The sequence below is a fragment of the Pseudomonas umsongensis genome, assembly GCF_012647205.1.
Lineage (GTDB): Bacteria > Pseudomonadota > Gammaproteobacteria > Pseudomonadales > Pseudomonadaceae > Aquipseudomonas > Aquipseudomonas umsongensis.
The window spans coordinates 5,944,625-5,966,612 of record NZ_CP051487.1; the positions used below are offsets into that span (position 1 = coordinate 5,944,625).

The following is a 21,988-nucleotide window of genomic DNA, read 5'->3' on the forward strand; positions in this document are numbered from 1 at the left end:
CGCCCAAGACAGCGGCCGTCATAGGGACGCAAGCCGCCATGCAAGTGAAACACCTGCTGCTGATCGCCATCCTCGCATTGACCGCTGCTTGCTCTTCGAAGGAAGTCGTAGACGAAAACCTGAGCGAAGTCGAGTTGTACCAACAGGCTCAAGCCGATCTGGACAATAATAGCTACACCAGCGCCACTGCCAAGCTGAAGGCTCTGGAATCGCGCTATCCGTTCGGCCGCTATGCCGACCAGGCTCAGCTGGAACTGATCTACGCCAACTACAAGAACGCCGAACCGGAAGCCGCCAAGGCAGCTGCCGAGCGCTTCATTCGCCTGCACCCACAGCATCCGAATGTCGATTACGCCTACTACCTCAAGGGCCTGACTTCTTTTGACCAGGACGTTGGCCTGCTGTCGCGTTTCCTGCCGCTGGACATGACCAAGCGTGACCCGGGTGCCGCCCGCGACTCCTACAACGAGTTCGCCCAGCTGACCAGCCGCTTCCCCAACAGCCGTTACGCGCCGGATGCCAAGCAGCGCATGATCTACCTGCGCAACCTGCTGGCAGCCTACGAAATCCACGTGGCCGACTACTATCTGACCCGCCAGGCCTATGTGGCTGCCGCGAACCGTGGCCGCTACGTGGTGGAAAACTTTCAGGAAACCCCTGCAGTCGGTGACGGCCTGGCAGTGATGACCGAGGCCTACCAGCGCCTGCACCTGGACGACCTGGCGGCCACCAGCCTCGAAACCCTGAAGCTCAACTACCCGAACCACCCAAGCCTGGTGGACGGTCAGTTCGTGCCATCGGTTGCCGAAGCCGACAACCGTTCGTGGCTGAGCAAGGCTACCCTGGGCCTGATCGAATCCCGTCCACCGCTGCCACCGGGAGAAACCCGCGCCAACCAGGACGTGCAGAAGCAGTTCCAGGACGCCAAGGACGCGATTCCCAACGAGCTCAAGCCTAAAGACAGCAGCGGCGATGTGATCGAGGAAGAGGACCACGAGGCAGAGGGCAACAACGAAGACCGCTCGTGGTTCAGCTACATGACCTTCGGCGTGTTCGACTGATACGACCGACGGTGCAGGAAGGGAGACTCTCGAGTCTCCCTTTTTTATTGCGCCGTTTTTATCCAGCGCGAATACGCTGTGCGCCTGCCATGTCCTTGGCTAAACTGGCGGTTCATCCGTCATATAGCAGCTCACCATGCTTCGTTTATTATTCTGGATCGCCGTGATTGCCGCCGCTGTGTGGTTCTGGCGCAAGTACAAGGGCCAGGCGTCTGCACCCAAGTCCTCCGCCGAGCTGGAAGCAGCCCCCATGGTCCGCTGCGCCCATTGCGGCGTGCACCTGCCCCGCGATCGTGCACTGCGCCTTCAACAACAGTGGTATTGCAGCCAGGCTCACCTGGAGCAAGGCCCCGGTCCTAGTGATCGCTGAGACGTCCAGTCCCGGCGAAAAACAGGCCCAGCGACTGCTGCGTCTCTATCACCTCTACCGTTTAAGCATCGGCATCACCTTGGTATTGCTGATTTCCAGCAACCTGGACAACCGCTTGCTTACGGCCGCCAATGACGACCTGCTGCGCAGTGGCAGCTGGTTGTACCTGGTGCTGAATATCCTGCTGGCAGTCTTCTTCCAGAGCACCCGACGCCCGACGCAACTGCTCAGCCTGGCTCTGGTCGACGTCCTGCTGCTTTGCGGGTTGTTCTACGCCGCTGGCGGAGTGGCCAGCGCTATTGGCAACTTGCTGATCGTCTCGGTGGCCATCAGCAATACCTTGTTGCGAAAACGCATCGGCTTGCTCATTGCCGCCATCAGCACACTTGGCATCCTGGGTTCGAGCTTCCTGCTGAATGTCAGCCATCGTGCCAATCCCAACGATTATTTGCAGGTCGGCACGCTTGGCGTGCTGTGTTTTGCCGCGGCGCTGCTGGTACAGGGCCTGATCCGACGACTGGAAGTCAGCGAAACCCTGGTGCAACAGAAGGCCAGCGAAGTGGTTGGCCTGGAAGCCCTCAATGCACTGATCCTGCAACGCATGCGTACTGGCATCCTGGTGCTTGATGACCAATGGCGCGTGCAACTGGCCAATCATGGCGCCTTGACCCTGCTGGGCTGCGAGCGCCTCGAAGGCCAACGAATTGACGAACATGCACCTGCCCTGGTCGAGCGCCTGCAACTGTGGATCAACAATCCGACGCTGCGCCCGCAAAGCCTGAAAATCGCCCGTAGCGGCCTTGAACTACAGCCAAGCTTCATCGCCCTGTCCTCCAGCCCACACCGCCAGACCCTGGTCTTTCTCGAAGACCTCGCACAGATCACCCAGCAGGCTCACCAACTGAAGCTCGCCGCCCTGGGTCGCCTGACCGCCGGTATTGCCCATGAAATCCGCAATCCGTTGGGCGCCATCAGTCACGCCGCGCAGCTATTGCGAGAATCGGAGGAACTGAATGCCGCGGACCGGCGTCTGACGCAGATTATTCAAGACCACTCTCAGCGCATGAATCGGGTTATCGAAAACGTCCTGCAACTGTCCCGCCGCCAGCAAACCGCGACCCAACGACTCGACCTGAGGCCTTGGCTGGAACAGTTCGTGGCGGCAACCCGCGACCAGGCGAGCGAGCACCAGAAAATCCATCTGCGCATTGCGCCCGGTGACTTCGAGACCTTGATGGACCCGAACCAGCTGGAGCAGATTCTCGACAACCTGATAGGCAATGCCTGGCGCCATAGCGCCCTGGACCACGACCCGGCGCAGGTCTGGCTTGAATTGTTCACCGATCCCGAAAGCCAGCTTCCGGTCCTCGAAATCCTCGACGACGGCCCCGGAGTGGCCCCGGATCATCAAGCACAACTGTTTGAGCCCTTCTTCACCACCAGCCAACAGGGCACTGGCCTGGGGCTATACCTGTCACGTGAGCTGTGCGAGAGCAACCAGGCTCGCCTGGACTTCAAACCACGCCAAGGCGGCTGCTTTCGCATCACCTTTGCTCACGGACGCAAACAAGGTTGAACATGAGCCCACGGAAAAAAGTTCTGGTCGTCGACGACGAACCGGACATCCGCGAACTCCTGGAAATCACCCTGGGACGGATGAAACTCGACACTTACAGTGCCCGTAACGTTGGCGAGGCCTTGGCCCTGCTCCAGCGCGAGACGTTCGACCTGTGCCTGACCGACATGCGCCTGCCGGATGGCAGCGGTCTTGTGCTGGTGCAACACATCCAGCAACGCTATCCACAGATTCCGGTGGCCATGATCACCGCCTATGGCAACCTCGATACGGCGATCAATGCGCTGAAGGCCGGCGCTTTCGACTTCCTGACCAAGCCGGTGGACCTGACCCGCTTGCGGAAACTGGTCACCAGTGCCTTGCTGTTACCCGCCCCTGGGACCACCATCGATCGCCGCTTGCTAGGCGACTCGCCGCCCATGCGCAATCTGCGCCAGCAGATCGACAAGCTGGCCCGCAGCCAGGCTCCGGTGTACATCAGTGGCGAGTCCGGCAGTGGCAAGGAACTGGTCGCCCGCCTGATTCATGAGCGAGGACCACGGGCCAACCAGCCCTTTGTCCCGGTCAATTGCGGCGCGATTCCGACGGAGCTGATGGAAAGCGAGTTTTTCGGCCATCGAAAAGGCAGCTTCAGCGGCGCCATCGAGGACAAGCCCGGATTGTTCCAGGCGGCCCACGGCGGCACCCTGTTTCTCGACGAAGTGGCAGACCTGCCTCTGCCCATGCAGGTCAAACTGCTGCGGGCGATCCAGGAGAAAGCCGTACGCAGCGTCGGTGGGCAACAGGAAAGGGTGGTTGATGTGCGCATACTGTGCGCCACCCACAAAGACCTTGGCGCCGAAGTCGCCGGCGAACGTTTTCGCCAGGATCTGTACTACCGCCTGAACGTGATCGAACTACGCGTGCCACCGTTGCGCGAACGCCGTGACGACATCGAGCCGCTGGCCTGCCATGTGCTCAAGCGCCTGGCTGCAGACACCGGGCAGCCCGCGGCAAAACTCCACCCCAATGCCCTCGACGCCCTGAAAAGCTACCGTTTTCCGGGCAATGTGCGGGAGCTGGAGAATATGCTCGAACGCGCTCACACCTTATGCGAAAACAACCGGATCGAGGCCAGCGACCTGCGCCTGGCCGAGGGCAACTGCTCCGCCGAAGGGGGCGTGCCGGACCTCACGCAGATCGATAACCTGGAGGCGTACCTGGAAAACGTTGAGCGCCAACTGCTTCTCCAGGCCCTGGAAGAGACCCGCTGGAACCGCACGGCGGCGGCTCAGCGGTTGAATCTGTCGTTTCGGTCGATGCGCTACAGGCTGAAGAAATTAGGGTTGGATTGAGGGCCTCTTCGCGAGCAGGCTCGCTCCCACAGTTGATCGCATTCCATTGTGGGAGCGAGCCTGCTCGCGAAGGTCATCTAACAGACGCCAGATCTTTCCAGGTTAGATCCGCCCGGCCGGCGCATAGGGTGCCGGATCAATGATCGGCGCCCTGCCCAACATCACATCAGCGAACAACTGACAGGACGCCGGCGCCAGTACCAGCCCGTTACGGTAGTGCCCGCAATTGAGCCATAGGCCATCGAACCCCGGCACCCGGCCAATGTAGGGAATGCCCTCCGGCGAACCTGGCCGCAATCCTGCCCAATGTCCCACCACCTCGGCGTCGGCCAACGCCGGGATCAATTCCACGGCCGAAGCCTTGAGGCTCTCGAGTGCCGACTCGGTAGGCGTCTTATCGTAGCCTTCATGCTCCAGGGTGCTGCCAATCAGGATGTGCCCATCGCGCCGCGGTATTGCATAACGCCCTTTGGCCAGCACCATGCTCGGCAGGAAATCCGCCGCGCACTTGTAGAGGATCATCTGTCCTTTCACCGGTTCGACCGGCAGCTCAAGGCCCAGGCTCTTGAGCAAGTCGCCGCTCCAGGCGCCAGCGGTAAGAACCACTTGATCGCCATGAATCGCACCGGCGGAGGTCTGCACACCGACTATTTTTTCGTCTTGGGCAATAAACCCGCTGACTTCGCATTGCTCATGAATCGTCACGTTCGCCAGCGCCTGCAATGCCGCCTTGAGCGACTTAACCAGCCGTGGGTTGCGCACATTGGCGACGTTGGCCATGTAGATCGCTCGGGAAAAGCCGCCACCGAGCACCGGCACCGCATCGTGGGCCACCGAGATATCCACAGCCCGCAGTGGCCGGCCCTCGCTCGCGGCCCAGGCCAGCGCCTCGGCTTCATCGTCCAGGTCCAGCCAATACAGGCCCGTGGTATGCACCTCGGGATCGATCCCGGTAGCAGCGAACAAGCGCTCGCCCAGCTGTGGATAAAAATCCTGGGACCAATGCGCCAGCGCGGTAACCGCAGGGCTGTAGCGCCATGGATAGAGCGGAGAAACGATGCCGCCGCCCGCCCAGGACGATTCCTGGCCAACGCTCGACCGGTCCAGCAGCAGCACGCTCTGCACCTGGGACGCGAGATTGAATGCCGTCAGCAGGCCGATTACCCCACCACCGACGATCACCACTTGCTGTTGCCTGGTCATGTTCTGATCCAACCATTAAATAGACAAAGGCGCAAAGGGCGCCCGAAAAGGAAACTCAGCGACCCCAGCAATCCTTGGTGGTCAGGCCGGCCGTGGCATTGACCATCGCGCGCGTCCCCGTATTGGTGATGGTGAAATCACCGCACTTGTCATTGGCCATGCTGGTGCCAGGCTTGCGCACCGCCGTCAGCAAGAAGGTCTGGTCGGTCAGAGTCGGCGTGATGGTGTAGTAGTCATTTCCGGCGCTGAGACCCGGGACACCGCTATAGACGTTTTTCTGTGAATAGAAACGCTCAAGGATCTGCGCCTGCTCGGAAAGCAGACCGGCCACTTCGGTGCGGCGCCCCTTATTGAGGTATTCGGTGAAGCTCGGCATAGCGATGGTCATGACAATCCCGATGATCGCAATCACGATCATGATTTCGATCAGGGTAAAACCGCGGTTGGATCTGTGCATGCCTCAACTCTCGCTTACTGTATTTGTCGCCACATGATGCGACGGCTGCCGCCGCCGGATTTTTCCACCAGCGTGGAGATACCGCCACTGGAATCGTTCACGATCTTGCGCGTCGCGCCATTGACGATGGCGTTCAAAGTCGGAATGCCGCCGGTAAAGACCACGCCGCTGGACAGCGTGTCGGTGCTGTCGATCACTGCGTCGCCGTTACTGTCGAGCACCGCGTAATTGAGCATCTTACCGCTGAACGCATCGAGTTCGACCAGTTTGCCGCTACCAGAGCTGGCGCAAGGTTGCGTGGTATCCACGCTTGCCGTGGTGAAGACGATCCGCCCGAGCACCAGGCTGGCCTGGTTGAGCACCCGCTCACCGGTCAGCGTGCTGTTATACAGCAGCGGCAAATACCAGCCCTTTTTCGCCGGGTAGGTCACCTCGTTCTGGCTGGTAGTGATCAACTGCCCCGAACTTCCCGAAAGCACCCCGGTCACGGCCTGAGCCTGCAGACTGGCGGTGGTGATTTGTCCGGAGCCCCCGTTCGCGTCCCACACCGCGTAGAACGCCTGCAGGTCCTTGTTGGTCTTGTCTGCCGCCTCGTTGAGTTTTCCAGTGCCGAAAAACACCAACTTGCCACCCAGGGCGTTGTCCGCCAGCAATGGCTGCGCGGTGATTGGCTGGGTAGCGCCACCGGCTGTGGTAAACAACGGCTGGCCGGCAAATGCCAGGCCCCAGGCATCCGGGGTGGTGCCACTCAGGTCAAACTTCCAGAGCCGTCCCTTGAGATCGCCGCCATAGGCTGCCTGCACCACGTTCTGCGAGTTCACCTTGAGTTTCACCGAAGACAAGCCGTTAGTGGTTTCGCTGCTGTCGATCACGACTTTCCTGATCAGGCTGCCGTCACGAATGTCCACCACGTACAACGCCGCTACCCCTGAATTGCTGCCGTAGCCGTTGGCAATGAACGCCGCCCACCGCCCATCCGCCAAGCGTGCCACCTCCGGACGGGCGTAGGCATAACCCAGGTCATTGAACGCGTTCGCCGCACTGGCAGTGACCGGCGCGCTGATTTCCCACAAGGCCTTCATGACATTGCCCGCCGACGCGTCGAACAACTGCAGCGCATAGAAGGTTCGCCCGCCCGCCCCCGTTCCGCCCAGTGCGAGGGTTTTCCAGGCACTGTTGAGCTGAGCATCGAACACGCCCACCTGCCCATCCACCAGAAACTTGTGGCTGACACCGTTGATGTAGGCGTTATCGGCGATGTAACGCAAAGACGGCAGTACGCTGGAGGGCATGTAGGCGTAGCGCCGGGCACCGTTGCCGGTATTGATGACGCTGACGAAACCATCGTTGGCGTTGACCACCAGACTCGCACTCATGTTGACCGCCTTGATCGCCAGGTAAGCGCTATAGCCGGTGTCCCCCGACAAGTCCGATGCGGTTTGATCCGAAGGTGCCGCCAGGACCAGCGGTGAGTTGATGATATCGCCCAGCAACACACTGCGCGCCTTCAGGCCAGCCTTGTTGGTGCCCTTGCTCCACTCCACCAGATCGCTGCCCGTGATATCGCCGGGCAAGCCCTGGTTGAGAACGGCTTGCTGGGTCGTGGAAAAATTGGCGAAGGCCAATGGCACGACGCTGTTGCTCTGGTTGTTCCATGATTGATAGGTCGGTGCCGTAGCGCCCGGCACGATGGTGTTATCGGTGGACCACAGCACCGACGCGGTGTTGACCGCGCCACTGGCGGTGAGGCCGTAGGCCTTGATCGTGCCACGCCAGTCCTTGGGGTCGTAGCGGGTCTGGAAATAGCGGGTGGCGCTGGCGACACCACTGCCGCCGGAGCCGGCGGCGCACAACAAGGGTGAATCCGAGGGCGTGAAGGCACCGGCGGGAGCTGCCAGGAACAAGGCGCAAAAGACCCCGCTCAACAATCTCCACCGCTGCGTGCGGTTATCAATATTTCGCATAAATGCTCTCCACCACACTGCGTGAGCTGCCCGCAATGCCCACGGCGGTGACCCGGTACAAGGTCACCGAGGTGTTACTCGGCACGTTCACCGCGGCCAGGCTGGTGCCAATGTTCTGCACGCCATAGAAGCCGGCGCCCGACGCGATCCAGGTCACCCCCGAGGTGGAGTTGAACCCGGCCGACTTGAGAGTCGTCGATTCGGCAGGCGGTGCGCACCGGAACGTGCCGCTGCACACCGGCAACGAATAACTGTCGAGCTGAACCGCGCTTTCGCCTACGCGCAACACCGCTTCGGCAGCCTGGAATGACTGGTTGCGCAAGCTCAGGCTACCGGCCATTTTTTCCTGCAGCGTGGCGTTTTGCATCGACGAGATGCCGATCAGCGTCAGCAGTAACAGGAACACCAGGCTGACCAGCAGCGCCATGCCGCGCTGGCAACCAGGGGACACACGCATCGGCCCGCCCTTCATGGCAGGCGGTTGCGCAAGGCGGCAACCACGTTGAAGGTTTGGTCGCTCACCCGGTGGTTCGGGTCCGTGAGTGTCAGGTTCAGGCGTACGCTACGGATGCGCGCCGGGTCCGACGGGTTGCTGCTGTAACTGGACACCGCCGAATCGGCAGCCGAGCTGGCGAGGCCGAAGCTCACGTCGAAGGCACTGACGTTATCCACCAGCACTTGCTGGAGCGGTTTCGGTGTCTCCCTACCGGCACCCAACGTCAGCTGACCGTTCTTCAAGCTGTAGATCAATCGCCGGATAGGAAATGCCAGTTGCCCCGTGGCAGGTGTGCGCAGGTCGGAGTAAGCCGTCGCACTGCTTCGACAATCGGAAACCACCGTCCAGGCCGGGGTCCCGCCATTGCTGCCGACATCCGCCGTGACCAGGATTAGCTTGAGACTGGCGTTGTCCCAACTGATCGGTTTTATCTGGCTGGCAGCGAAATCACCCTCTTTGCTGGCATCGGTGATCGTCCCCAGGCAGCCGAACATGCCGACCATGCGGATTTCCTGGATCATCTTGCTCAGCACAAAGCGCGCGTCCTCCTGCATGGCTGCGGCGGCATTCTGGCTGATGTAGGTGTTTTTTGCGGCGATGAACACCTGCACCACACCCAGTACCACCACGAGGCTCAACGCCAGGGCAATCAGCAACTCGATCAGGCCGAACCCGCGATTGGAGCGGCTCATGGCGTGGTCACCGGGTCGGCGGTCGCGCGGCTTGTGAGGACGAAACTGCGCCTTGAGTTCGCGCTGTTGGCGGCCCGCGAGTCGTCCCAATTAATGGTGATGGTGTACACCCGCTGGCTCAGGGAGATTGTGCCGGTCGCCGTGGCACCACCGAAATTGACGATGTTATGGGTGAAATCGTAGAGATCCTGGTCCCGGGCGACGTTGAGATTGCCTGAGGTCGGCGGTGTCACGGTGTAATCGGCGGCGGCATTGGCGCGAATGCGGTCCAGCATGTCGTAGGCGATAAAACTGGCCTGGCTGGTCATGCGCGCACTGTCAGTGTATTTCAAGGCATTCAATTGAACGGCGGCCGCGCCCAACAGCCCCACGCCCAGAATCAGCAACGCCACCAGCACTTCGATCAACGTCATGCCCTCCTGGGCACGCTTGCTCCATGGCCTCATCCGCAATTTCCACCCAATAGAATTCGTCCGTTCAAACACACATTCAGCATCCTGCTTTGCGTTCCGAGCACATAGCTGATCACCACTGCCGTGGAGGGTGACGACAGCCCGCCCAAATTGTTGAAATCGATGGCCGACACTCCCGAGGTTAGCGTCAGAGTCGCACCGCTGCTCATCGGTGGAACAACCCGCAATACATTCGCCGGGGTGCCCGTACCGTCATAGACCGACAACTCCCCTGTCCACACGTCCCCACCCGCCGTAGGTCGTACCCGAATGGTCACGCCGCGATCAATGGCTTCGAGTCGGGCGAAGTTGAGGCCACGTTGCAGATCCCTGATCTCGGTGTCGGCCTTGGTGCTTTGCGACGAACGGATAAACGCCGGGACCACCAGGGTGATCAGGGCCAGGAAAATCGCCAACGCAACCAACAACTCGATCAACGTGAAACCTTTTGTACGATGATCCATCGTTGCTCTCTACTGCCGTCGGCTATACCTGCTCCACGCGCTAGAACATTCCAGGGAGGAAAATCTCATGCGTGAGCAAGGTTTCAGTCTGATTGAATTGCTTATGGGACTCGCGATTCTCGGGATTGTTCTGCAACTGGTCAGTCCGGCATTCGCTGCGCTGACAGAATCGAACCATCGCGAGGAAGCGGCCAAGTCACTGGTCAGCGGTCTGCGCAGTGCAAGGAGCGAAGCGGTATCGCGCGGTCAGGTCGTCGTCGTTCACGGCATAAACGATGACTGGAGCCAGGGCTGGCGAATCATTCTGGATGTCAGCGGCAAGGGGCACGACGACCCTGGAAATCCGCTGCTGATAGAGCGTCGCAGCGGCATTGGCGTGGCTATTTTCGGCAACCAGTATGTCAGGACTGCCGTACGTTTCGGCCCAGGGGGTGAGCCGGTGTCCGGAGGTTTCCAAGCAGGGACATTGCATGTTTGCGCTGCACGCGAAGCGCAAAGCCAGCACCAGGTGGTGCTGGCCTCGAACGGTCGCATCAGCCTGCGCAGTGAAAAAACCGCGCAGGCGTTATGCGCAACCTGAAGGGTCAGAGCAGCGAACGGACCCGGAGTTCTTTTGGCATGGAGAACGTGATGTTCTCTTCACGCCCGGCCAACTCATCGGCACCGGTAGCACCCCAGGCCTGCAATTGCTGAATCACGCCGCGCACCAGGACTTCCGGAGCGGAAGCGCCAGCGGTGATACCGATCCGCTCGACACCGTCGAACCAACTCTTGTCGAGGTCCTCGGCACCGTCGATCAGGTACGCCGGGGTTGCCATGCGTTCTGCCAGTTCACGCAGGCGATTGGAGTTGGAGCTGTTCGGGCTACCGACCACCAACACCACATCACATTCGTCGGCCAATTGCTTGACCGCGTCCTGGCGGTTTTGCGTGGCGTAGCAGATGTCGTCCTTGCGCGGGCCGCCAATGGCCGGGAACCGAGTACGCAGGGCGTCGATGACGCGACTGGTATCGTCCATGGACAAGGTCGTCTGGGTGACGAACGCCAGTTTATCCGGGTTGTTCACCTGGAGTTCGGCGACGTCCTTTTCGTCTTCGACCAGATAGATCGCCCCACCGTTGCTGCCATCGTACTGGCCCATGGTGCCTTCGACTTCCGGGTGACCAGCGTGACCAATAAGGATGCATTCACGTCCATCGCGGCTGTAGCGGGCGACTTCGATATGCACCTTGGTGACCAGCGGACACGTGGCGTCGAACACTTTCAGGCCACGGCCGGCGGCTTCAGTACGTACGGCCTGGGACACGCCGTGGGCACTGAAGATGACGATCACATCGTCCGGCACCTGATCCAACTCTTCGACGAAGATCGCCCCGCGGTTACGCAGGTCTTCGACGACGAACTTGTTGTGAACCACTTCGTGGCGCACATAGATCGGCGGCCCGAAAACCTCCAGGGCGCGATTGACGATTTCGATCGCCCGGTCCACGCCGGCGCAGAAGCCACGGGGGTTGGCGAGTTTGATTTGCATGCTGTGCCTCGTGTCTTGCGCGCAAGAAAAAGCGAAAACTGTAGAAACCTACTGTGGGAGCGAGCCTGCTCGCGAAAGCGGTGTGTCAGACGACATCAATGTTGAATGTCTGTCAGCCTTCGCGAGCAGGCTCGCTCCCACATTTTTGACCGTGTTCGGTCAGTTACAGCGCTTTGACGGAAATGATTTCCACGTCAAAGGTCAGGGTCTTGCCCGCCAGTGGATGGTTGAAGTCGATGGTCACTTGCGTGTCATCGAACTCTTTGACCACACCCGGCAATTCAGTATTGGCCGCATCGTTGAAGATCACCAGCAAACCTGGCGACAGGTCCATGTCCTGGAACTGTGAGCGCGGGATGATCTGCACGTTTTGCGGGTTGGGCTGGCCGAACGCGTTTTCCGGCTCGATGCTCAGGGTACGCTTGTCGCCCGCCTTGAAACCGAACAACGCCACTTCGAAACCTGGCAACAGGTTGCCGTCACCGACCTTGAAGGTCGCCGGGGCCTTGTCGAAGGTGCTGTCCACCGTGTCGCCGTTCTCCAGGCGCAATGCGAAATGCAAGGTGACTTCCGTGTTCTGGCCGATGCGTTGCTCAGCCAATACCTGTTCAGTCATGAACGGTTTCTCCGGTCTTTTTACTTTTGAACATATCCAGTGCCAGCATTACAGCACCAACCGTGATTGCACTGTCGGCAAAGTTGAAAGCCGGGAAATACCAGCGATTCTGCCAATGCACCAGAATGAAATCGATCACATGGCCCAAGGCTATGCGGTCATACAAATTGCCCAGCGCGCCACCCAGCACCAACGCCAACGCGATGGCCACCCAGGTTTCGTTACGTCCCAGACGCTTTAGCCACACCACCAGCACGGCACTGACCACCATCGCGATCAGGGCAAACAACCAGCGCTGCCAGCCGGAGCTGTCAGCCAGGAAGCTGAATGCCGCGCCGGTGTTGTAGGCCAGGGTCCAGCTGAAGTAATCGGGGATCACCACGATTTGCTGGTACATCTCCAACGAGCCTTCGAAGTAGAACTTACTGGCCTGGTCGATGACCAGGACCAGCAAACTCAACCAGAGCCAGCCCAGCCGCCCAAAACGGCCAACGGCATTAGGCATAGTGACGAACCTCGCCCGCGCCGCTGATGTTGTCGACGCAACGACCGCAGATTTCCGGATGCTCCGGGTTCACGCCGACGTCTTCACGGCAATGCCAGCAACGGGCGCACTTGGCGAAGGCCGACTTGACGATTTTCAGCTTCAAGCCGCTGACTTCGGTGACTACCGCGTCCGCTGGCGCCTGAACAAAAGGTGCAACGCTGGCGGTGGAGGTGATCAGGACGAAACGCAGTTCGTTGCTCAGCTTGGCCAGGTCGGCGCTCAGCGCGTCTTCGGCGAACAGCGTCACTTCGGCTTGCAGGTTGCCACCGACGGCCTTGGCCGCGCGCTGGATTTCCATCTCTTTGTTGACCGCGACCTTCACTTCCATGATGCGGTCCCAGTAGGCGCGACCCAGCTCGAAGCCTTCCGGCAGTTCGCTCAGGCCTTCGTACCAGGTGTTGAGCATGACGGACTCGTTGCGCTCGCCCGGCAGGTATTGCCACAGCTCGTCGGCGGTAAACGCCAGGATCGGGGCGATCCAGCGCACCAGCGCCTCGGAGATGTGGAACAGCGCGGTCTGGCACGAACGACGGGCCTTGCTGTCGGCACCCGTGGTGTACTGGCGGTCCTTGATGATGTCCAGGTAGAAACCGCCCAGCTCCTGCACGCAGAAGTTGTGGATCTTCGAGTACACGTTCCAGAAGCGGTATTCACCGTAGTGCTCTTGCAGCTCACGTTGCAGCAGCAGGGTGCGATCCACGGCCCAACGGTCCAGTGCCAGCATTTCTTCGGCCGGCAGCAGGTCGGTGGCCGGGTTGAAGCCGGTCAGGTTCGAGAGCAGGAAACGCGCGGTGTTACGGATACGCCGGTAGGCGTCCGCACTGCGTTGCAGGATCTGCTCGGACACTGCCATTTCACCGGAGTAGTCGGTAGAAGCGACCCACAGGCGCATGATATCGGCACCCAGGGTGTCGTTGACCTTCTGCGGTGCAATGACGTTGCCCAACGACTTGGACATCTTGCGGCCGGACTCGTCAACGGTGAAACCGTGGGTCAGCAGCTCGCGATACGGCGCGTGGTTGTCGATGGCGCAACCGGTCAGCAGCGACGAATGGAACCAGCCGCGGTGCTGGTCCGAACCTTCCAGGTACAGGTCGGCGCGTGGACCGCTTTCGTGGCCCATCGGGTGCGAACCGCGCAGGACGTGCCAGTGGGTGGTACCCGAGTCGAACCAGACGTCGAGGGTGTCGCTGATCTTGTCGTACTGTGGCGCTTCATCGCCCAGCAGCTCGGCGGCGTCCAGCTTGAACCAGGCCTCGATGCCTTCGACTTCGACGCGCTTGGCAACTTCTTCCATCAATTCGACGGTGCGTGGGTGCAGTTCGCCGCTTTCCTTGTTCAGGAAGAACGGGATCGGCACACCCCAATTGCGCTGGCGGGAGATGCACCAGTCCGGACGGTTGGCAATCATCGAGTGCAGTCGCGCCTGGCCCCAGGCCGGTACGAACTGGGTTTCTTCAATGGCTTTGAGCGAGCGCTGGCGCAGGGTGTCGCCGGTGGTTGGCTGCTTGTCCATGCCGATGAACCACTGCGCGGTGGCACGGTAGATCAGCGGAGTCTTGTGGCGCCAGCAGTGCATGTAGCTGTGTTCGATGATGGTCGTGTGCAGCAGCGCGCCCACTTCGGTCAGCTTGTCGACGATGGCCGGGTTGGCCTTCCAGATGAACTGGCCGCCGAAGAATTCCAGCGAAGTCGCGTAGACGCCGTTGCTTTGTACCGGGTTGAGGATGTCATCGTTGACCATGCCGTATTTCTTGCAGGTCACGAAGTCGTCCACACCGTAGGCCGGGGCAGAGTGAACCACGCCGGTGCCGGCGCCCAGTTCGACATAGTCAGCCAGGTAGACAGGCGACAGGCGGTCGTAGAACGGGTGGCGGAAGTTGATCAGTTCCAGCGCTTTGCCCGAGGCAATCGCGATGACCGAACCTTCCAGGCTGTAGCGTGCCAGGCATGACTCGACCAGCTCTTCAGCCAACACCAGCAGTTTGTCGCCGACATCGACCAGGGCGTAGTTGAATTCAGGGTGGACGTTCAGCGCCTGGTTGGCCGGGATGGTCCACGGGGTGGTGGTCCAGATCACGATCGACGCGGGTTTGTCCAGCGAAGGCAGACCGAACGCGGCAGCCAGCTTGGCTTCATCGGCAATCGGGAATGCGACGTCGATGGTCGAGGACTTCTTGTTCTCGTACTCGACTTCCGCCTCGGCCAGGGCCGAACCGCAATCGAAGCACCAGTTCACAGGCTTGAGGCCCTTGAACACGAAACCGCCCTTGACGATTTCGGCGAGGGCACGGATTTCACCGGCCTCGTTCTTGAAATCCATGGTCTTGTACGGGTTGGCGAAGTCGCCCAGCACGCCTAGACGGATGAATTCGGATTTCTGCCCTTCGATCTGCTCGGTGGCGTAGGCACGGCACAGTTCGCGGGTCTTGTCCGCGCCCAGGTTCTTGCCGTGGGTCACTTCGACCTTGTGCTCGATCGGCAGGCCATGGCAGTCCCAACCCGGAACATAAGGCGCATCGAAGCCCGACAGGGTCTTCGAACGAATGATCATGTCCTTGAGAATCTTGTTCAGTGCGTGACCGATGTGAATCGTGCCGTTGGCATATGGAGGACCGTCGTGCAGGACGAACTTCGGACGATCCTTGCCAATCTCGCGCAACTTTCCGTACAGGCCAATGCTGTCCCAGCGCTGCAGAATCTGCGGTTCGCGCTGAGGCAGGCCGGCCTTCATTGGGAAGGCGGTGTCCGGAAGGTTTAGCGTGGCTTTATAGTCGGTCATTTAAGGCTCTTCATTAGCGATTGGCGCTAGGTGCGACAGGGCACGGGCGGCGGCGACATCCGCATTGATCGCCGTCTTAAGCGCCTCCAGAGAGGCGAAACGCTGCTCTTCACGCAGCTTTTGGTGGAAAACCACCGTCATACGCCGGTCATACAGATCGCCGGCAAAATCTAAAAGATGTACTTCGAGGTGGGCTCTGCCATCTCCCTGGACCGTGGGTCGAACGCCGATATTGGCGACGCCAGGCCAGGTCTTGCCGTCCAGGTCGATACTGACCAGATAAACCCCGGTCAGCGGCACGCGACGACGCTTGAGCTGGATATTGGCGGTGGGCGTACCCAACTGCCGGGCCAGCTTCTGGCCATGCAACACGCGACCGGCGATCCGGTATGGACGGCCCAGTAAACGCTCCGCGAGGGCGAAATCAGCAGCGGCCAGCGCATTACGCACCTGGGTGCTGCTGACGCGAATGCCATCGAGCTCGACGGTTTGCGCCGCTTCGACGGTGAAGCCCTGCATGACGCCAGCCTGTTGCAGGAAATCGAAATCCCCTGCCCGGTCACAGCCAAAACGGAAGTCGTCGCCGACTTCAAGGTGCTGCACGCCGAGACCGTCAACCAGGATGGTATCGACGAACTCACTGGCGCTGAGCTTGCTCAGGCGCTGGTTGAATGCCAGGCACAGGACTCGGTCGACCCCTTCGGCAGCTAACAGCTGCAGCTTGTCACGCAGCCGGGCCAGACGCGCTGGCGCCGTGTCAGGGGCGAAAAATTCCCGGGGCTGCGGCTCGAAAATAACCACGCAGCTGGGCACGCCCAACTCGAGCGCACGCTCGCGCAGCCGCGCCAGGATAGCCTGGTGGCCACGGTGTACACCGTCAAAGTTGCCAATAGTGGCGACACAGCCCCGATGCTGGGGGCGCAGATTGTGGAGGCCTCGAACCAGCTGCATAACGCGCTTCTTGCTCATAAAGTGGTCGATTATAACCACACCCGGCGGCCGACGACAGGCAACACCGTATCCCAAAGTAATCGAGCCGACAAAAACGCCGACTCGCCCATGTTTATCGAGGCCCTGGCTTTAGCCAAGCGCCTTGCGATTGAAGTCGCGCAACCTGAAGCCCATCAACACTAACATGCCGAAATAAGCCACCACACCGGCGATGACCAAAGCGCCCAGGCGCAGGAACCGCTCAAGCATCTGCCCTTCGCCCCAGGCGGGCATGAAATGCATCCCCGCCAGCAGCACAGCGGACATCACCGTCACCGCGACCACCAGCTTGAAGCCAAACTTCGCCCAACCCGGTTGCGGCTGGTACATCTGCTGCTTGCGCAGTTGATAGAACAGCAGCCCGGCATTCAGGCAGGCACCGGCACTGATGGCAAGCGCAAGGCCGGCATGGGCCAGCGGGCCGATCAACAGCAGGTTGAACAACTGGGTGACCACCAGGGTGAAAATCGCGATTTTTACCGGCGTGCGGATGTTTTGTTGCGCATAAAAGCCTGGCGCCAGTACTTTGATCACGATAATCCCGAGCAAACCGACAGAGTAGGCAATCAGCGCACGCTGGGTCATGGCCGCGTCATGGGCATCGAACTGACCGTACTGGAACAGTGAAACCGTCAGCGGCTCGGCCAGAATCCCCAACGCCAGGGCACAAGGCAATACCAGCACGAAACACAGGCGCAGGCCCCAATCGAGGATTCGCGAATATTCCTGGCGGTCCTGGCTGGCGTAGGTCTTGGCCAGGGTCGGCAGCAGAATCGTGCCCAATGCCACGCCCAGCACACCGGACGGCAACTCCATCAGGCGGTCGGCGTAGTACATCCAGGACACCGAGCCGGCAACCAGGAAGGACGCAAAGATGGTGTTGATGATCAACGAGATTTGACTCACCGACACCCCGAGAATCGCCGGCAGCATCTGCTTCATCACCCGCCAGACGCCGCTGTCGCGCAAACTCAGGCGCGGCAGGACCAGCATGCCGATTTTTTTCAGGTGTGGCAGTTGGTAAAGCAACTGCGCCAGACCGCCCGCCAGCACCGCCCAGCCCAGCGCCATCACCGGCGGATCGAAGTACGGCGTCAGGAACAGCGCAAAGATAATCATGCTGACGTTCAGCAGGGTCGGCACAAACGCCGGCACAGAAAAGCGGTTCCAGGTGTTAAGGATCGCGCCAGCCAATGAGGACAGGGAAATCAGCAAGATGTACGGAAAGGTCACTCGCAGCAAGCTGGTGGTCAGCTCGAACTTCTCCGGCGTATTGGTGAAACCCGGCGCGGTCACCCAGATGAGCCAGGGGGCGGCAAGCATGCCCAACGCCGTGACGAGCGCCAGCACCAGTGTCAGCAGGCCAGAAACATAGGCAATGAAGGTTCGCGTCGCCTCATCGCCCTTCTGGCTTTTGTATTCGGCCAGAATCGGTACGAATGCCTGGGAAAACGCCCCTTCGGCAAAAATCCGCCGCAACAGGTTGGGCAACTTGAAGGCGATGAAAAAGGCGTCGGTCGCCATTCCCGCGCCGAATGCACGTGCAATAAGGGTGTCACGAACAAACCCCAAAACCCGGGAAAGCATCGTGATAGAGCTGACAGCGGCCAACGATTTGAGCAGATTCATTAAAAGAGTTCGTGCCTGTCGATAAACAGCAGGCGAACTACGCGCCTACTTATGCGATACTCCGCGCCGCAACAGCACAGAGCCAAAGCTCGCGAGTTTACAGGTCGCACGCTGGAAAGAAATATCCAGAGGTGTTGCACCTACCACTTAGCGGAACGTTTCAACCGCCCTTGACAAGACCTCAACTCATCGGCATGATTCGCGGCCTATTTTGTTTGCTATTTCCTAAAAAGTCTTTCGAGGAGCTCGACGGTGGCCAACTCACCTTCCGCCAAAAAACGTGCAAAACAGGCTGAGAAGCGTCGCAGCCACAACGCCAGCCTGCGTTCCATGGTTCGTACCTACATCAAGAATGTAGTTAAGGCCATCGACGCAAAAGACGCTGAAAAAGCTCAAGCTGCTTACGTTCTGGCTGTGCCAGTTATCGACCGTATGGCCGATAAAGGCATCATCCACAAGAACAAGGCTGCTCGTCATAAGAGCCGCCTGAATGGCCACGTAAAGGCCCTGAACGTTGCCGCTGCTGCCTAAGCGACTCGTTCATTAAAAAACCGACCTCAGGGTCGGTTTTTTATTGCCTGCGATTTGATGAACACACAAAACAATTGTGGGAGCGGGCTTGCTCGCGAAAGCGGCGCATCAGGCGACACCTGCATCGACTGACACTGCGCTTTCGCGAGCAAGCCCGCTCCCACACTTGGATTTTCGTTTACTTATTGAGCGCTCGCCCAAGGCAAAATCGGAATCGCTGTCACCGCATTCTGCGGACTGCCCTCGATCAACCGATCGCTGTACACCAGATACACCAGCGTATTGCGCTTCTTATCGAGGAATCGCACCACCTGCATGGTCTTGAACACCAGGGAGGTACGCTCCTTGAACACCTCGTCACCGTCCTTGAGCTCACCCTTGAAGCTGATGGGCCCGACCTGACGACAGGCAATGGACGCCTCGGCACGATCCTCGGCCAATCCAAGCCCACCCTTCACGCCCCCAGTCTTGGCGCGCGACAGGTAGCACGTCACACCCTCGACCTTGGGATCGTCAAACGCCTCGACCACGATGCGATCGTTCGGGCCGACAAACTTGAACACCGTCGACACCTGGCCAATTTCCTCGGCCGACGCCAGCAGCGGCATCGCCAACAGCAACCCCAACAATCCTTTTGCCATGCGCATCAGGTATTCCTTCAGACCAGAATCAGGTTATCGCGATGAACCAGTTCCGGTTCCGCCATATAACCCAAGAGACCGACAATCGCCTCAGACGACTGACCGATGATTTTTTGTGCTTCCAGCGCACTGTAGTTGGCCAACCCACGGGCAATTTCACGACCGTCGGGCGCCACGCACACCACCATTTCGCCGCGACGGAAGCTACCCTGGACCAATTTGACCCCAACCGGCAGCAGGCTCTTGTTACCTTGGGACAACGCCGTCACCGCACCCGCGTCCAACACCAGGGTGCCACGGGTTTGCAGATGCCCGGCCAGCCACTGCTTGCGCGCCGCCAGCATGCCGCGCTCAGGCGAGAGCAAGGTGCCAATGCGCTCACCCGCCTTAAGGCGATCCAGAACGCGCTCCAGTCGACCACCCACGATGATCGTATGCGCACCGGACCGCGCCGCCAGGCGTGCCGCACGCAGCTTGGTTTGCATGCCACCGCGCCCCAGCGCTCCGCCGGTACCGCCTGCCACCGCGTCGAGCGCCGGATCATCGGCACGCGCCTCGTAGATCAGCTGGGCATCTGGATTGTTGCGCGGATCGGCATCGAACATGCCATCGCGATCCGTCAGGATCACCAGCAGGTCAGCCTCGACCAGGTTAGCCACCAGCGCCGCAAGGGTATCGTTGTCGCCGAAACGGATTTCGTCGGTGACCACAGTATCGTTCTCGTTGATCACCGGAATGACCTTCAACTCGACCAGCGCACGCAAGGTGCTGCGGGCGTTCAGGTAGCGCTTGCGGTCGGACAGGTCATCGTGCGTCAGGAGAATTTGCGCAGTGTGTCGACCATGCTCGGCAAAGCTCGACTCCCAGGCCTGCACCAAGCCCATCTGGCCGATTGCAGCAGCGGCCTGGAGCTCGTGCATCGCACTGGGTCGCGCGGTCCAGCCCAGACGGCTCATGCCGGCCGCCACCGCCCCGGAGGACACCAGCACCAACTCGACACCCGCCTCATGCAAGGCCACCATCTGTTCAACCCAGACACCCATTGCCGCGCGATCCAGGCCCTTGCCGTCCGCTGTCAGCAAAGCGCTGCCGATCTTCACGACCCAACGCTGCGCACCTGTCACCTTGCTCCGCATCATCTTCAACCTTAGCTTGAGGGCAGCGCGACCTGGCACTGCCCGTGACGTTATTCGTGGTTATTCGTGACCAACGATCGATTTCCAGATACTAAAACGCCGCTCGATTGAGCGGCGCTTAAGTTTATCGCAACGAATCAGTCACGCACGTAAATGATTTCCGGACCGTCTTCGTCATCCACATCTTCTTCGTCCCAATCATCGTCGCCGATGTCGTGGACCGACTTCACGCCGCTACGACGCAAGGCACGCTGATCGTCCAGCGCCTGCAGCTGGGCACGGGCTTCGTCTTCGATGCGCTGATCGAGATCGGCCAGCTCTTCCTTGTAGGCCGGGTCATTGGCCAGGCGATCGGCACGATCTTCCAGGTAACGCATGATGTCGTGACACAGACGCTCGGTGTTCTGCTTGGCGATGGCCGAGATCACGTAGACCGGACCGGTCCACTCCAGGCGATCGACGATTTCCTTGACCCGCTCATCGTGCTCTTCTTCAAGGATCTGGTCGCACTTGTTGAGGATCAGCCAACGATCACGCTCAGCCAGGGACGGGCTGAACTTGGTCAGCTCGTTGACGATGACCTCGGCAGCGTCCGGAGCACTGGTGTCATCCAGCGGCGCCATGTCGACGAGGTGCAGCAGCAGGCGGGTACGCGACAAGTGCTTGAGGAAACGAATCCCCAGGCCGGCGCCGTCGGAAGCACCTTCAATCAGGCCCGGGATGTCCGCGACCACGAAGCTTTTCCAGCGATCGACGCTGACCACACCCAGGTTTGGCACCAGGGTGGTAAACGGATAGTCGGCGACTTTCGGCTTGGCAGCGGATACCGAACGGATAAAGGTACTTTTACCAGCGTTCGGCAAGCCCAGCAGACCCACGTCCGCCAGCACCTTCATTTCCAGCTTGAGGTCACGCTGCTCGCCCGGCTTGCCCGGCGTAGTCTGGCGTGGCGCACGGTTGGTACTGGATTTGAAACGGGTATTACCCAAACCGTGCCAACCGCCATGTGCCACCAGCAGCTTCTGGCCGGCCTTGGTCAGGTCACCGATCACTTCCTGGGTAGCGGAGTCGATCACGGTGGTGCCGACCGGTACGCGCAGCACCAGATCCTCACCCTTCTTGCCGGTGCAGTCGGTGCTGCCACCATTGGAGCCACGCTCGGCATCGAAGTGCCGGGTGTAACGATAGTCGACCAGGGTGTTGAGGTTTTCGTCGGCGATCATGTAGACCGAGCCGCCGTCACCACCATCACCACCGTTCGGACCACCGTTTTCGATGAATTTTTCGCGACGGAAACTCATGCAGCCGTTACCGCCGTCGCCAGCCTTTACTCGGATCGATACTTCATCAACAAACTTCATAACACAACGCCTCTCGCCATACGGACGAGCCGAAAAACACTAAGACATAAGACTCTTGCAAAAATGAGCGCAGCGACTCCAATCAACGACCGCTAAAACCAGCGCCGGCAGCCCATACAAACAGTTTTGCAAGAGACTCACCCCACAAACGAAA

The 21,988-nt window shown here is 60.1% G+C and carries 21 protein-coding genes and 1 pseudogene; 6 read left to right on the top strand and 16 right to left on the bottom strand.

Going from position 1 to position 21,988, the window contains the following annotated elements; all coding sequences use genetic code 11:
* Positions 1 to 38 precede the first annotated feature (38 nt).
* The 4 genes from HGP31_RS26895 (at position 39) to HGP31_RS26910 (ending at position 4,341) form a co-directional block, all read left to right on the top strand.
* Positions 39 to 1,061, top strand: coding sequence for an outer membrane protein assembly factor BamD (locus tag HGP31_RS26895; protein ID WP_020798627.1), 1,023 nt, complete (start codon positions 39 to 41; stop codon positions 1,059 to 1,061).
* A 136-nt stretch (positions 1,062 to 1,197) separates the two neighbouring features.
* A complete protein-coding gene (locus HGP31_RS26900; RefSeq protein WP_033040380.1) occupies positions 1,198 to 1,431 on the top strand; it encodes a PP0621 family protein in 234 nt (77 codons plus the stop codon).
* Positions 1,421 to 3,007: a sensor histidine kinase gene (locus HGP31_RS26905; protein WP_020798630.1), complete on the top strand. Its 1,587-nt coding sequence runs from the start codon at positions 1,421 to 1,423 to the stop codon at positions 3,005 to 3,007. Before HGP31_RS26900 ends, HGP31_RS26905 begins: the two co-directional genes overlap by 11 nt.
* Positions 3,008 to 3,009: 2 nt before the next feature.
* Positions 3,010 to 4,341 (top strand): sigma-54-dependent transcriptional regulator, encoded by a 1,332-nt coding sequence (locus HGP31_RS26910; protein ID WP_168758962.1) that lies wholly within the window; start codon positions 3,010 to 3,012, stop codon positions 4,339 to 4,341.
* 102 nt (positions 4,342 to 4,443) lie between these two features.
* On the opposite strand, the gene thiO is transcribed toward HGP31_RS26910, so the two are convergent.
* The 7 genes and pseudogenes from thiO to HGP31_RS26945 all read right to left on the bottom strand — a co-directional run bounded on the left by thiO (position 4,444) and on the right by HGP31_RS26945 (position 10,069).
* Positions 4,444 to 5,544 (bottom strand): glycine oxidase ThiO, encoded by a 1,101-nt coding sequence (gene thiO, locus HGP31_RS26915; protein WP_168758963.1) that lies wholly within the window; start codon positions 5,542 to 5,544, stop codon positions 4,444 to 4,446.
* 55 nt (positions 5,545 to 5,599) lie between these two features.
* Positions 5,600 to 6,001 (bottom strand): type IV pilin protein, encoded by a 402-nt coding sequence (locus HGP31_RS26920; RefSeq protein WP_033040385.1) that lies wholly within the window; start codon positions 5,999 to 6,001, stop codon positions 5,600 to 5,602.
* 14 nt (positions 6,002 to 6,015) lie between these two features.
* Positions 6,016 to 7,848: pseudogene (locus HGP31_RS26925) on the bottom strand (pilus assembly protein); the annotation flags it as partial.
* A gap of 103 nt (positions 7,849 to 7,951) precedes the next feature.
* On the bottom strand, positions 7,952 to 8,422 hold the full coding sequence (locus HGP31_RS26930; RefSeq protein WP_033040389.1) for a pilus assembly PilX family protein: 471 nt from the start codon (positions 8,420 to 8,422) through the stop codon (positions 7,952 to 7,954).
* Positions 8,423 to 8,433: 11 nt separating this feature from the next.
* Positions 8,434 to 9,153: a prepilin-type N-terminal cleavage/methylation domain-containing protein gene (locus HGP31_RS26935; RefSeq protein WP_020798636.1), complete on the bottom strand. Its 720-nt coding sequence runs from the start codon at positions 9,151 to 9,153 to the stop codon at positions 8,434 to 8,436.
* On the bottom strand, positions 9,150 to 9,599 hold the full coding sequence (pilV, locus tag HGP31_RS26940; RefSeq protein WP_168758965.1) for a type IV pilus modification protein PilV: 450 nt from the start codon (positions 9,597 to 9,599) through the stop codon (positions 9,150 to 9,152). The genes HGP31_RS26935 and pilV overlap by 4 nt, the downstream gene beginning before the upstream one ends.
* Positions 9,596 to 10,069, bottom strand: coding sequence for a GspH/FimT family pseudopilin (locus HGP31_RS26945; protein ID WP_168758966.1), 474 nt, complete (start codon positions 10,067 to 10,069; stop codon positions 9,596 to 9,598). Before HGP31_RS26945 ends, pilV begins: the two co-directional genes overlap by 4 nt.
* A gap of 67 nt (positions 10,070 to 10,136) precedes the next feature.
* Here HGP31_RS26945 and HGP31_RS26950 point away from each other — a divergent pair, with 67 nt between their 5' ends.
* Positions 10,137 to 10,649 (top strand): GspH/FimT family pseudopilin, encoded by a 513-nt coding sequence (locus tag HGP31_RS26950; RefSeq protein ID WP_151143308.1) that lies wholly within the window; start codon positions 10,137 to 10,139, stop codon positions 10,647 to 10,649.
* Between the two features lie 4 nt (positions 10,650 to 10,653).
* On the opposite strand, the gene ispH is transcribed toward HGP31_RS26950, so the two are convergent.
* The 6 genes from ispH to murJ form a co-directional block, all read right to left on the bottom strand.
* The gene (gene ispH / locus HGP31_RS26955) at positions 10,654 to 11,601 is read right to left on the bottom strand and encodes a 4-hydroxy-3-methylbut-2-enyl diphosphate reductase (RefSeq protein ID WP_020798640.1); all 948 of its coding nucleotides are present in this window, start codon (positions 11,599 to 11,601) and stop codon (positions 10,654 to 10,656) included.
* 163 nt (positions 11,602 to 11,764) lie between these two features.
* Complete coding sequence (gene fkpB, locus HGP31_RS26960; RefSeq protein ID WP_173667185.1) at positions 11,765 to 12,202, bottom strand: FKBP-type peptidyl-prolyl cis-trans isomerase; 438 nt, start codon at positions 12,200 to 12,202, stop codon at positions 11,765 to 11,767.
* Between the two features lie 7 nt (positions 12,203 to 12,209).
* Complete coding sequence (gene lspA, locus HGP31_RS26965; protein ID WP_020798642.1) at positions 12,210 to 12,722, bottom strand: signal peptidase II; 513 nt, start codon at positions 12,720 to 12,722, stop codon at positions 12,210 to 12,212.
* Entirely contained in the window at positions 12,715 to 15,546 is a 2,832-nt protein-coding gene (ileS, locus tag HGP31_RS26970; protein ID WP_020798643.1) for an isoleucine--tRNA ligase, read from the bottom strand. Before ileS ends, lspA begins: the two co-directional genes overlap by 8 nt.
* On the bottom strand, positions 15,547 to 16,497 hold the full coding sequence (gene ribF, locus HGP31_RS26975) for a bifunctional riboflavin kinase/FAD synthetase (protein ID WP_168758967.1): 951 nt from the start codon (positions 16,495 to 16,497) through the stop codon (positions 15,547 to 15,549).
* Positions 16,498 to 16,626: 129 nt separating this feature from the next.
* Positions 16,627 to 18,165: a murein biosynthesis integral membrane protein MurJ gene (gene murJ / locus HGP31_RS26980; RefSeq protein WP_168758968.1), complete on the bottom strand. Its 1,539-nt coding sequence runs from the start codon at positions 18,163 to 18,165 to the stop codon at positions 16,627 to 16,629.
* A gap of 252 nt (positions 18,166 to 18,417) precedes the next feature.
* Between murJ and rpsT the strand changes: the two genes are divergently transcribed.
* Positions 18,418 to 18,696, top strand: a complete 279-nt coding sequence (gene rpsT / locus HGP31_RS26985) for a 30S ribosomal protein S20 (protein ID WP_020798646.1) — start codon at positions 18,418 to 18,420, stop codon at positions 18,694 to 18,696.
* A gap of 182 nt (positions 18,697 to 18,878) precedes the next feature.
* Here the strand turns inward: rpsT and HGP31_RS26990 are convergent, their stop codons facing one another.
* The 3 genes from HGP31_RS26990 to cgtA form a co-directional block, all read right to left on the bottom strand.
* A complete protein-coding gene (locus HGP31_RS26990) occupies positions 18,879 to 19,343 on the bottom strand; it encodes a CreA family protein (RefSeq protein WP_033041012.1) in 465 nt (154 codons plus the stop codon).
* A gap of 11 nt (positions 19,344 to 19,354) precedes the next feature.
* On the bottom strand, positions 19,355 to 20,473 hold the full coding sequence (gene proB / locus HGP31_RS26995) for a glutamate 5-kinase (protein WP_033041014.1): 1,119 nt from the start codon (positions 20,471 to 20,473) through the stop codon (positions 19,355 to 19,357).
* Between the two features lie 137 nt (positions 20,474 to 20,610).
* Entirely contained in the window at positions 20,611 to 21,834 is a 1,224-nt protein-coding gene (cgtA, locus tag HGP31_RS27000) for an Obg family GTPase CgtA (RefSeq protein WP_020798650.1), read from the bottom strand.
* Positions 21,835 to 21,988: the final 154 nt, after the last annotated feature.